This is a genomic window from Intrasporangium sp. DVR, assembly GCF_040365325.1.
Lineage (GTDB): Bacteria > Actinomycetota > Actinomycetes > Actinomycetales > Dermatophilaceae > Intrasporangium.
The window spans coordinates 477,835-489,430 of sequence record NZ_BAABZW010000005.1; the positions used below are offsets into that span (position 1 = coordinate 477,835).

Annotated in this window: 11 protein-coding genes; 5 read left to right on the forward strand and 6 right to left on the reverse strand. The window is 71.1% G+C overall.

Annotation, left to right across the window (positions count from 1 at the left end):
- Positions 1-14 precede the first annotated feature (14 nt).
- On the forward strand, positions 15-1,400 hold the full coding sequence (locus ABWV20_RS06800) for an MBL fold metallo-hydrolase (RefSeq protein WP_353354074.1): 1,386 nt from the start codon (positions 15-17) through the stop codon (positions 1,398-1,400).
- Between the two features lie 15 nt (positions 1,401-1,415).
- Here ABWV20_RS06800 and ABWV20_RS06805 read toward each other — a convergent pair whose 3' ends face one another.
- Entirely contained in the window at positions 1,416-1,589 is a 174-nt protein-coding gene (locus tag ABWV20_RS06805) for a hypothetical protein (RefSeq protein WP_353354075.1), read from the reverse strand.
- A 213-nt stretch (positions 1,590-1,802) separates the two neighbouring features.
- On the opposite strand from ABWV20_RS06805, the gene ABWV20_RS06810 reads away from it, so the two are divergent.
- On the forward strand, positions 1,803-3,212 hold the full coding sequence (locus tag ABWV20_RS06810; RefSeq protein WP_353354076.1) for an aspartate aminotransferase family protein: 1,410 nt from the start codon (positions 1,803-1,805) through the stop codon (positions 3,210-3,212).
- Positions 3,213-3,332: 120 nt separating this feature from the next.
- Here the strand turns inward: ABWV20_RS06810 and ABWV20_RS06815 are convergent, their stop codons facing one another.
- A complete protein-coding gene (locus ABWV20_RS06815; RefSeq protein WP_353354077.1) occupies positions 3,333-4,232 on the reverse strand; it encodes an LLM class flavin-dependent oxidoreductase in 900 nt (299 codons plus the stop codon).
- Between the two features lie 167 nt (positions 4,233-4,399).
- Between ABWV20_RS06815 and ABWV20_RS06820 the strand changes: the two genes are divergently transcribed.
- Complete coding sequence (locus ABWV20_RS06820) at positions 4,400-5,305, forward strand: hypothetical protein (RefSeq protein ID WP_353354078.1); 906 nt, start codon at positions 4,400-4,402, stop codon at positions 5,303-5,305.
- 106 nt (positions 5,306-5,411) lie between these two features.
- On the opposite strand, the gene ABWV20_RS06825 is transcribed toward ABWV20_RS06820, so the two are convergent.
- The 3 genes from ABWV20_RS06825 to ABWV20_RS06835 all read right to left on the reverse strand — a co-directional run bounded on the left by ABWV20_RS06825 (position 5,412) and on the right by ABWV20_RS06835 (position 8,833).
- Complete coding sequence (locus ABWV20_RS06825; protein ID WP_353354079.1) at positions 5,412-7,163, reverse strand: hypothetical protein; 1,752 nt, start codon at positions 7,161-7,163, stop codon at positions 5,412-5,414.
- Between the two features lie 171 nt (positions 7,164-7,334).
- Positions 7,335-7,913 (reverse strand): GNAT family N-acetyltransferase, encoded by a 579-nt coding sequence (locus tag ABWV20_RS06830; RefSeq protein ID WP_353354080.1) that lies wholly within the window; start codon positions 7,911-7,913, stop codon positions 7,335-7,337.
- Positions 7,910-8,833: an EamA family transporter gene (locus ABWV20_RS06835; RefSeq protein ID WP_353354081.1), complete on the reverse strand. Its 924-nt coding sequence runs from the start codon at positions 8,831-8,833 to the stop codon at positions 7,910-7,912. The genes ABWV20_RS06830 and ABWV20_RS06835 overlap by 4 nt, the downstream gene beginning before the upstream one ends.
- 71 nt (positions 8,834-8,904) lie before the next feature.
- On the opposite strand from ABWV20_RS06835, the gene ABWV20_RS06840 reads away from it, so the two are divergent.
- Entirely contained in the window at positions 8,905-9,888 is a 984-nt protein-coding gene (locus tag ABWV20_RS06840) for a LysR family transcriptional regulator (RefSeq protein ID WP_353354082.1), read from the forward strand.
- Here the strand turns inward: ABWV20_RS06840 and ABWV20_RS06845 are convergent.
- Positions 9,845-10,507, reverse strand: coding sequence for a lysoplasmalogenase (locus tag ABWV20_RS06845; protein ID WP_353354083.1), 663 nt, complete (start codon positions 10,505-10,507; stop codon positions 9,845-9,847). The two genes, ABWV20_RS06840 and ABWV20_RS06845, sit on opposite strands and share 44 nt — an antisense overlap.
- A gap of 188 nt (positions 10,508-10,695) precedes the next feature.
- Here ABWV20_RS06845 and ABWV20_RS06850 point away from each other — a divergent pair, with 188 nt between their 5' ends.
- Entirely contained in the window at positions 10,696-11,490 is a 795-nt protein-coding gene (locus tag ABWV20_RS06850) for a glycosyltransferase family protein (protein ID WP_353354084.1), read from the forward strand.
- Positions 11,491-11,596 lie beyond the last annotated feature (106 nt).

Sequence of the window (11,596 nt, forward strand, 5' to 3'; positions counted from 1 at the left end):
AGGACGCGAACGACATGGCGAGCATCATCCCCATCGAGACCCCCAGCCTCGGAGACCGCAGCTACCTCGTGCACGACGGCACGACGGCCTTCGTCGTCGATCCCCAGCGGGACATCGACCGGGTGCTCGACCTCGCCCGGGCCGAGGGAGTGTCGATCACCCACGTCTTCGAGACCCACATCCACAACGACTACGTGACGGGCGGCCTGGCGCTGGCCCGAGAGGTGGGCGCGACCTACCACGTCAACGGCGCGGACGATGTCGGCTATGACCGGAGCGCGATCTCGGACGGTGACGTCGTGCCGGTCTCCGACCGCCTCTCGGTCCGTGCGATCGCGACCCCCGGCCACACCTTCACCCACCTCTCCTATGCCGTCCATGACGGTGAGGATGCCGTCGGTGTCTTCACCGGAGGCTCCCTCCTCTTCGGCGCCACCGGCCGTCCGGACCTGCTCGGCCCCGACCACACCGAGGTCCTCGCGAGGCACCAGTACGCCTCCGCGCACCGGCTGGTCGAGGCGCTGCCCGACTCGGCCCAGGTGCTGCCCACCCACGGGTTCGGCAGCTTCTGCTCGGCCGGCACGACGACCGACGACCGGACGGAGTCGACGATCGGGGCCGAGAAGCGCGCCAACCCCGCATTCACGCAGAGCGAGGAGGAATGGGTCCGAGAGACCCTCGACGGCCTGGACGCCTACCCGGCCTACTACGTGCACATGGCCCCGGTGAACGCGGCCGGCCCGGTCGCCCCGGACCTGGCGCCGCCCGCTCGCGCCGACCGTGATGCGATCGCCCGGAGCATCGCGGCGGGCGACTGGGTCGTCGACCTGCGCAGCCGCACCGCCTTCACGTCCGGCTTCGTCGGTGGCACCGTGAGCATGGGCATCGACGGCCAGTTCTGCACCTACGTCGGCTGGCTGATGCCCTGGGGGACGCCCCTCACGCTGCTCGGCGAGTCCCGGGAGCAGGTGGCCGAGGCCCAGCGCGAGCTGGTCCGCATCGGCGTCGACCAGCTGGCCGGCGCGGCCACCGGCAGCCCGACCGAGTGGACGGACTCGCCGCTCCGGACGCAAGAGCGTGCCGGGTTCGCCGACCTGGAGCAGGTCCGCCACCACCGGCCGGTCACGGTGCTCGACGTGCGGCGCAGCTCGGAGTTCGACGAAGCGCACGTCGAGGGTGCCGTCAACATCCCCATCCACGAGCTGCTCGACCGGCTCCGGGACGTCCCCTCCGGGGAGGTGTGGGTGCACTGTGCCACCGGCTACCGAGCATCGATCGCTGCCTCGGTCCTCGCCGGGCAGGGCGGCCCGGTCGTGCTCATCGACGACGACTTCGAGGCCAAGGCCGCCCAGTCGGGCCTGCCCATCACGCAGCCCGAGCGCGCCTTCGACTCCGCGTAGCAGCAGACCGAGCCGTCAGCCGACGGGGATCTGCTGGTCCTCTTCGTGCTCGGCGGCCTCGAGCTTGGCGATGACGCTCCTGACCTGGGCCCGGACGTCGGCCTCGTCGTGCCCGAACGTGCTCAGGTAGGCGTGCATGGCATGCCGGGTCAGCGCCAGCTCAGCGTCCGTGAGATGCACTGTGTTCACACCTCAACGGTACGCCCGGCGGGCTCTGGCGGGAGCGGAACCGGCCGCGTGTCGGTCGCGACCTGGTGAGCCCGTCACCGAGGGATCCGCCCCAAGGACCCGGTTACGCGGAATCCGAAGGTCGACAGCCGTCCATCCGACCGATTCCGATGCTGACTGGCCATATTGTCGACGGATTCGGTATAGTTCGAGCGTGCATCCAAGGAGGCCCTGATGACCCAGACGCTCGACACCACGAAGGCAGATCCCGGCACGCGACGCCGACTGCCCGGCCGGTCGCGGCCGGTCGACCCCACCCACGTCGCGAGGCTCCTGGCGGCGGAATGGGAGCGCTTCACGGCGTGGTCCCCCGCGTCCGGCGAGCACAACCGCCGGGCCAGCACGTCGCTGCCGCTCGGCGTCACGAGCTCCTTCCAGCACTGGGAGCCCTACCCGATCTCCGTCGCCTCGGCCCGCGGCGCCTGGCTCACCGACGTCGACGGGCACCGGCTCCTCGACCTGTCCATGGGCTTCGGCGCGATGCTCGTCGGGCATCTCAACCCGGTCGTCGTCGAGCACGTCACCGAGGCGCTGACCCACACCGGGACGCTCTTCGTCACGCCGTCTCCGCAGGCGACCGAGATGGCCGAGCGCTTCCAGCAGCGGTTCGGCCTCGACCTGCTGCGCTTCACCAACTCCGGGACCGAGTCGCTCATGTATGCGATCCGGTGTGCGCGGGCCTACACGGGTCGCAAGGCGATCATCAAGATCGAGGGCGGCTACCACGGCGGCTACGACCCGCTGCAGGTCTCGGTCAAGCCCGACCTCGCCGACATCGGCCCGGCGGACGCACCCGTGCCCGAGATCCCGTTCGACGTCGAGGCAGGGACGGTGCACGTCATCGCCTACAACGACCTGGGCCAGCTCGAGCGGGTCCTCGCGGAGCACGGCCGCGACGTGGCCGCGCTCGTCATCGAGCCGGTCATCGAGAACCTCTCCATCGTCGTCCCCGACGAGGGCTACCTCGCGGGGGTCCGCGCGGCGTGTGACGAGCACGGCGTCGTCCTGATCTTCGACGAGGTCAAGACCGGCCTGACGGCCGGATACGCGGGCGCCGCCCAGCGCCTCGGGGTCCAGCCGGACCTCATCACCCTGGCCAAGTCGATCGGCGGTGGTCTGCCGCTCGCGGCCTTCGGCGGCAAGCGCGAGGTGATGGAGGTCGTCGTCGACGGACGGATGGCTCACTTCGGGACCTACAACGGCAACCCGCTCGTCATGGCGGCGGCGCGCGCCGTCGACGAGGTCTGCACCCATGAGGCGCTCGACGCCGCCGAGGCGATGAACAACCGCGCCATGGACGCGCTCGACGAGATCATCGCCGCCCACGAGCTGCCCGCCCACACGGTGGGGCTCGGGGTCAAGGGCTGCGTCACGTGGTCAGCCACCCCGGTGCGCAACTACCGCGACTACAAGGCGACCGACTTCGGCCTCGCCGAGCTGTCCTGGCTCTGGGGGGTCAACCGAGGTGTCCTGACGCCGCCCGGTCTCGACGAGCAGTGGCTGGTCTCCCTCGCCCACACCGACGACGACATGGCGGTCCTCGTCGACCACTTCCGCGCGCTCGCCGAGGCCCTCCGCGCCTGACGGTCGCCCCGCCGGGCACCCACGGCACCGACGAGCGGGAGCGAGCCCAGCGGCATACGGATCACGTCGTATGCCGCTGGGCTCGCTTCCAGCGCGACGCAACCCTCGGGGGCCGTTGCCTCAACGGCCGCGTTCGGCCGCGACGAGCTCACGCGTCGCCGGCGCGACCTCCTCCCCGAACACCGTGAGGTGCTCCGGGTCGTCACCGACCGCGATGAAGCCGCTGACGCCGTGCCCGAGCGCCAGGGTCGCCAGCTGCTCGGCCCACTGGCGCGGCGGGCCGACGAGGAGGCCTCCGCCCGGCTCGGGCGTGAACCGGCCCCCCACGTTGAGCAGTCGACGCACCTGCCTCGGGTCCCGTCCGGCACCGCCTGCCGCGTCGTCGATCAGCGCGTTCGACTCGTCCAGCTGCGCGAGCCCCTCCAGGTAGGCGAGGGAGGGCAGCCAACCGTCGGCCTTCTCGCCGATGAGCTCGAGCATCCTCGGTTTGAGGCCACCCACCCAGATCGCGATGTCATGGGCGGGGGCCGGGCCACGTTTGGCTCCGGCGACCCGGTGGTGCCGGCCGTCGACGACGAGCCGGCCGACGCCGTCCTCGTCCCAGATGCCGCGGATGACGTCGATGGCCTCTCCCAGCGCCGTGACGGACTGGCCCGGGGTGAGGCGCTCGCCGCCCATGGCGACGATCGGGTCCCAGAAGCCGCCGGCGCCCAGACCGAGCTCGACCCGGCCGCCGCTCAGCAGGTCGAGGCTGGCCGCCGCCCGGGCGAGGACCGCCGGCTGGCGGAGCGGGAGGTTGAGCACGTTGCCGGCGAGGTGGACGCGCTCCGTGCGGGCAGCGACGTAGCTGAGGAGGGTCCACGTGTCGAGGAAGGCCGGCTGGTACGGGTGGTCCTGGAAGGTGACGAGGTCGAGGCCCGCCGCTTCGGACACCTGGGCCAGCGCGACGACGCGCTCCGGGGCCGCGTTGCTCGGCGTGATGAAGGAGCCGAAGAGGAGGTCGTGGCCGTAGTCCGTCATGGCTGGTCCAACCAGCTGGGCGGCCGAAGATATTTCGGGGCGTCGCCGAACGGGAACGCTTCGCCCGCGTCAGGTCGCGCTGAACCTCCGGACCACTCAACGGCGTTGAGCAGGGTAGGAGCGACATCCAGCCGCTCCTCCCGGGAGCTGCGACGGAGGCGTGCCTGATGACCCTCGATCAGCGGCTGAGCGCGGCTGCCCGTCACCTGGGAGACCGGGTCGTCCCGCCCGACGTGGACCTCGACACGGTTCGCTCCCAGGCACGCAGGGACCGGCGCCGCAGCGTCTCGCTGGTGGTCCTGTCGACCGTCGTGGCCCTCACGCTCGCAGGAACCGCCCTGCTGCGCCGTCCCGAGCCGGTTCGGCTTCAGCCCGCCAGCCCGCAGTCCTCGGCGTCGCAGGAGCGGATTCGGTCGTCGACATCAGCGATGCGCCTGCCTGCCGTGGGAGCGCTGGCGCCGGGAACGTACGTGATGCCCCGCATCCCGGGGGCCGTCGCCGACTACCGACACGTCCTCGTCACGGTGCCCGCTGGGTGGTCCTGGAGCCGTGGGCGCATCCACAAGCGCCTCGGCGAGCCCGGGGAAGTGGCACTCAGCGCGTGGACCGTGCAGGGCATCTACGACGACCCGTGCCACTGGCGAGAGAGCCCCGTGAGTGAGCAGGACCTCGCGGACGAGCACGTTCACGGGCGGTTCGACCCCGCGCCGATGGGCGCCACCATCCCCACCCCGGTCACGGGCGGCTTGGCGAACCAGCTGGGACGCAACGCCTCAACGCCGACCAAGGTCGAGCTCGGCGGCGTGTCGGCCCTCAGGATCGAGCTGTCCGTATCGGCAGCGCTCGATCTCGACAGCTGCGACCAGAGCCAGTTCCGCAGCTGGACCGGGCGCAACGCCGCCACCACGGCGAACACCCACCACGCTCCCGGCCAGGTCGACGTCGTCTATCTGGTGGATCTCGATCGCGAGCCGCTGGTGATCGATGTGTCCCACCTGCCGGGCACCACTGCCGCGGACCTGGCTGAGGTCGACGCCACCCTCGCGTCGATGGTCGTCGAGCGCGGTCGCTGACGTCCGCGGCCCACCGGCTCCGGAGGCGAGATCCCGTCAGCCAGAGGAGGGGCGTCTGCCGCCGGGCTGGGGCCCGGCGGCACACGCCCCTCCAGAGCCGGTTGGATCAGCAGCCGGGCAGCTTGAAGCTCGCGACCCTCGTCTGCCAGCCCGCCGGGCTCGAGGCCTGACCGGCAGCCGTGTAGTACTCGTTGACGTACCAGAAGGTGCAGTCGTCGACGGGGTCGACGTTCATCGAGGTGTAGTCACCCCAGCGCGAGTTGAGGGTCGTCTGGACTCCGGTGCCGTCGATGACTGTGCCCTCACCCAGGGTCATCTGGCCCAGCGTGTCACCGGCGAGACGGCCCGTGTAGCGGACGCCTGGATAGACCTCGACTCCGTTCACGACGCTGTAGCCGAGCGCCAGGTTTCCGGCCTTGTCCTGGGCCACGCTGCCCATCCACCGGTGCACCCCGTCGCTCGGGGCGTAGGTGCCCTGCTGGTGGAGGGAATAGGCCCCAACCGTCCGGCGCAGCTCATACCACCGCATCCCGGCCATGCCGGGGGTCGCCTCGACGGACTGGGTCGTGACGAGGGACTCGTAGCCCTTGACGTTGCGATAGGCCAGGCGCCAGGTCGGCCGCTGCCGGTAGGAGAGGACGTCGAGGTACTGCCTCGGGTCGGTGATCCCCGGCTGCGGAAGGCAGTCCCGGGACGTGGGTGCGCATGGGAAGGCGGAGTCGAACTCGGCCACCGGCAGTTGGGTCGCCAGCCGGAGGGACGCCGTGGACGGTGTCCGGGAGTTCCACTTGACCTTGAGGTCCCACACGTTGAGCGCATCGAACGTGGCGCCGTAGACGTAGTCGTCGTCCTGGGTGCCGACGATCGGGATCGCGGTGTCGGCCTTCGGCTTCTGCTTGCCGTCGATGTCTGCCGGCAGGAGCCCGTCGCCGACGAGGGGCAGCATCTCGGGATCGTTGCCGTCGATGAAGAAGCTCACCGCCCGGGCCGGCTCGCCGTTGACCATCTTGTTCTTCTCGAGCGCGTAGATGCCGATGCCGTACTCGTCGACCGGGCCGAACTCCCGGGTCGTGATGACGTAGGAGTCGGTCCAGACGCCGTACTTCGGGTAGTCCGGGAAGTACTGGAAGTTCTCCGTCTCGAACGCATAGCGGTAGTAGGTGCCCGTGGGGTCGCCCGTGGTGGAGATGGCGACACAGTTGTAGAACGGCCGCGTCGGGTCGTCCAGGCCACGCGTCGTGAACTGCGAGAGGATCCAGCGGTCCACGAGCTGGTCGTAGAGCACGATCGGGTCGCCGGAGGGGTCGGTGCAGTCCTCGACCGGGAAGTCCGCCCACAACGTGCCCGTGTCGACGGGTCCGAGGAGCCGGTCCCCGGACTTCGAGTAGACGCCGAGGACGAGGTTGACCATCTCGACGTAGTGGTTCGGCCCAACATCCCCGACCGGGTCCGGCGGGTTGACCCGGAAGCCGAAGGTGTCGAAGTTGTCCTTGCTGCTGAGGCCCTCGAAGTTCGCGAGGGTCGAGCCGATGCTGGCCGTGCCTGCAGCCGACTGGACAGCGGGGTCGCGTCCAGCAGCCCGGGCCGCTGAGCCGGGGGCCTTCGGGGCGCCGGCCTCCTGGGTCAGGCGGGTCGTCGAGGGGGTGATGGAGCGGTCACGCTTCGCGAGCGCCGAGAGGGACGGCGAGACGTCCTGGGCGGCGGCAGCGCTCCAGACGGGGTGGGGCGAGGTGACTCGTGAGGCAGTCGGAGCGGGTTCTGCAACCGCAGCGACCACGGCGGTGGAGGCGAGCAACGCTGAGCCGGCGATGCCTACGACGGCGGCCCGGAGTCGGCGGGTCTGACTGGGCAATCTCACAACAACTCCTTCCGTTCGGTGGCCCGATGGCCACCCATCGATGCTCCTCCGGTCTGCGTCGACGCGCACGTTTTCGGACCATCCGCGCCGCCAATCCCGACAACTTGGACAACCGAGACCCCTTGCGGGAAAACGCGATTGGCAGCGATCCACCCCCGCTGGTGACACGGTTCACCGCAGGCGGCGGCGCATCAGCACCCGGGGGAACCCGCCGGCGATGGCGTCGGTGTCCGACACCTTGGTGAACCCGGCCTGCTCGAAGAGGCCACGAGTGCCGACGAAGGCCATCGTGAGGTCGACCTTCTGGCCCCGGTTGTCGACGGGGTATCCCTCGACAGCTGGCGCCCCGTGCGCGGCGGCGTAGTCGACGGCGCCGCTCAGCAGGGCGTGCGAGATACCCTGGCCACGGTGACCGGGACGGACGCGGATGCAGAAGACCGACCACACCGGGAGGTCGTCGACGTGCGGGATCTTCGTCGACCGGGCGACCGGCAGCTCCGCCCTGGGGGCCACGGCCGCCCAACCCACGACCTCGCCGTCCTCGTACGCGAGCACCCCGGGCGCCACGTCGCGCTCGGTCAGGGACTGGACGTAGGCGCTCCGGGCCGGGCCAACGAGCGCTCGGTTGGTCTTCGAGTCGATCCGGTGACTCAGGCACCAGCAGACGGTGGAGGTGGGGTTCTTCGGTCCGAGCATCGTCGCGACGTCCTCGAAGCGGCCTCGAGTGGCCGGCTGGATCTCGATCGTCACGCTTTCACGCTAGCCGTATGCCGCTGGGCTCGCACCGCGCCAACAGCGCGCCTCCGCCGCAGGTGGGGCCACAGGACGCCGGAGACGATGAGCACACCGCCGAACAGCTCCCAGCCCGAGGGCCGCTCGCCGAGGATGAGCCACGCAGCCGTCAGACCGGCGACCGGGACGAGCATGGAGAAGGGCGCCACGGCGCTCGCCGAGTTGCGGGCGAGCAGGGTCGTCCAGAGGCCGCTGCCGACGACGGTGGCGAGGACGACGGTGTAGGCCAGCCCGAGGTTCGCCTCCCAGGCGGACGGCGCGCGGGCCAGGGCGGAGCCGACCCGGTCCGTTCCCTCGACGAGGAGCGACAAGGCGAGCATCGGCAGCGGCGGGACGACGGTCATCCACATCATGAAGCGGAACGGGGAGTCGGGCTGTGCCTGCCGTGAGCAGAGGTTGCCGATGGCCCAGCCGAACGCTCCAGCGAGAACCAGCAACACCGGCACCACGGACACGGCCAGCCCGCGATAGCCCGCGATCACGGCGAGGCCCGTCAGGGCGACGGCCACGCCGGCGAGGACCGGCCACCCGGGCCGCTCACGCAGGAGGACGGCGGCGAGGATCACCGTGAACGGCGCGGAGGCCTGGAGGACGAGGGACGACAGGCCTGCCGGCATCCCCGCCGCCATGCCGAGGTAGAGGAACGCGAACTGGAGGATGCCGAAACCGAGGCCGTAGCCGAGCAGCCAGCGCCACTGGACCTGGGGGCGCCTGACGAAGAGCACCGCGGGGATCGCCAGGACGAGGAAGCGCAGACCGGCGAGGAGGAACGGCGGGTAGTGCTCCAGGGACGCGTGGATCGCGACGAAGTTCACCCCCCAGATCACGGCGACCAGGCCGGCCCAGAGAACGTCTCGCCGCGGCATCCCGAGATCCATTCCTCCACCCTCGGCGATCCCGATCATCTAGTCCATCGAGCCTTTCTTTCCGGTCCGTGTAGTTTTCCTTCATGGACGTGCGGCGCCTGGCCCTGCTGCGCGAGCTGGCGCGGCGGTCGACCGTCACCGAGGTGGCCCGGGCCGTGAGCCTGACGCCGACCGCGGTCTCCCAGCAGCTCAAGCTGCTCGAGCGCGAGGCGGGGCTCCCCCTGCTGCGCCGGGTCGGTCGGCGCGTCGAGCTCACAGCCGCGGGGCGGGTCCTCGTCGACGCCTCGACCGACGTCGAGGTGTCCCTCGCCCGGCTCCACGGCCGGTGGGACGAGTACCGCGGCGAGCTCCGCGGCACCGTGCGCCTCAGTGTCTTCCCGACGGCTGCCCAGCTGCTGCTCCCGGGGGTCGTGCACCGGCTGCAGCCGTGGCCTGACGTCCACGTGGAGGTCATCGAGACGGACCTGCACGGGGACCGCTATCCCGAGCTCGTCGACGACATGGACCTCGTCGTCGGACACCACGCCACCGAGCTGGCTGCCCCTGCGGTGAAGCCGGGGCCCGCACGGGGCACGAGTCCTCCGCCGCGGAGCTGGCGCGGGCTGTCCGTGACCGAGCTCGTCGTCGAGCCGCTCGACGTGGCCCTCGCGCCGGGTCACCGCCTGAGCGGCCGCGGGTCGGTGCGACTCGACGACGTGCGGCGAGAGACCTGGGTCAGCGTGCCCGAGGGGTGGCCCTTCGACGACGCACTTCGACGGTGGTTCGCTGCCGCCGGCCGTGAACCGGTGGTCTCCCATCGCTTCACCGACCTGCGCCTCCAGGAGGCGTTCGTCGCGGCCGGACTCGGGATCGCGCTGCTGCCCCGCTTCGCGGCGGACGATCGTGACGGCCGGCGCCTCGTCCTGCTACCCACCAGTGACCTCGCCCTGGGCCGGCGGGTTGCGGTGCTGTCGCGGCCGGACCACGCGGAACGGGCAGCCACGAGGCTGGTCCGCGAAGCCCTGACGGCGCAGGCCGGCGCCCTCATCTCGCCCGCCGGAGCAGGTCGCCTCCCTGGACGCGGATGACGGCGAGAACGAGGAGCGTCTGCCCCGCGACGTAGCTGAGCATCACCCAGAAGTCGTGGGCGGGAAGGCCGACGTCGGCGAAGGTCCGCAGGGCGATGAGCGAGTCGGACAGGACGAAGAGCGCTCCCCCGATGCCGGCCACCCACCCGAGCCCCGTGGCCAGCACCGCCATCGTGCCGAGGGCCAGCCCGTAGAAGATCAGCGGCACGAGGAGGGAGCCGGCCCGAGCGTGGCTGGCCGAGACGACGCGAGCCAGCCCAGCGGCGTACGGGAGGAGCAGGATCGGCCTACGGCGGACGATCGACGCGCGCCAGTGGGGAAAGAAGGCGATCGTGTAGGTCACCTGGGCCAGGAGGAAGCAGCCGATCATGACGAGGAAGCGGACGTCCTCGCCCGCGAAGCGCGGCAGCGTGTCGCCCAGCCAGGAGAACGCCAGGGCGACCCTGGTGAGCCGGACGAGTCGCGGCCGCAAGGACGGCGCTCCGGAGACGAGCACCCACGCCAGGGACGGCATGAGCAGCGCCTGGGTCACGGCAACGGCCAACCCGCCCGGGTCGACGAGCTGAGCCCCGAGATGGACGGCGCCGACCGCCGCGAGCGCGACGAGGGGAGGACGCATGGGCGGAGCCTAGTGATCCCCCCGGCCGGACCGACCGAGGTGGCCTTCGGTGATGACCGGGTCGCGCGCGCCGACGAGGGGGTGGCACGGGCTGTCCTTGTCGTGCGAGCCCCGGTGTGTCACGGTGCAGGTGGAAGGCCAATCCACCGTCGCCGCTCTGAGTTGCGCCAGCCACTGCAAGGAGAGCCATGCCGCGTTCGCGCCAGGACCCGTCGAGCCCGAGCCCATCGGGCGGGGACCGGTCGAGGGGGGTGATCGTCACTGCTGCGGGCCCCACCATGGGCACCACTCTCCGGGACCACGCACTCCCCACCTTCCGCCGCCTGGCTGCCCGATGGGGATACGCCGTCCACGTCGAGGACCTGACCCGCGACGGCACCGGAGCCGACGGAACGGCACAGCTGGCGAAGTGGGCCAAGCTCGCGATCCTTCGCGAGGCCCTCGCCGATCACCCCATGGCTCTGTGGCTCGACGCCGACGTCCTCGTGGTGCGGTTCGACGAGGACCCCGCTGAGCACGTCCACCCGGACCACTTCCAGGCACTCGCCCTCGAGCAGGTGCCCTTCGAGCACCGGGTCAACCCCAACACCGGTGTCTGGCTGATGCGCTCCTGCCCGGAGGCGTTCGAGTTCATCGACGCCGTGGAGGAGGCCGGACAGCAGCCCGGACCGTGGGCGGACCAGGGCGCCGTGCTCGCCGCGCTGGGCTGGCGACGCGGAGACGAGGAGTACCACTGGGCCGGCCCGGGCGAGGGGACCTCCTTCCTGTCGCACACGAGCTGGCTGCCGCCCGGGTGGAACCAGCCCTACGTGGGCGGGCGCGACGCCGCCACCTGCTACAACTCGTCCGCCGAGTCGTACGCCACCCGGCCGACGGTCCCGAGACCCCATGTCGTCCACTTCATGGGCATGGTCCCGGAGGCCCGGACCGCTCACATGGCCAGGACCGCCGCGGCCGTCCTGGCGGCCGGGGACGGCGTGTGACGTGGAACAGGGTCAAAGGTCCCGGTAACCGACGGTCAACCCGGGCAGGCTGGACCAGGAAGCGGAGGGACCGTCCCTCCGGCGCTGACCGAAGGAGGTCACGGTC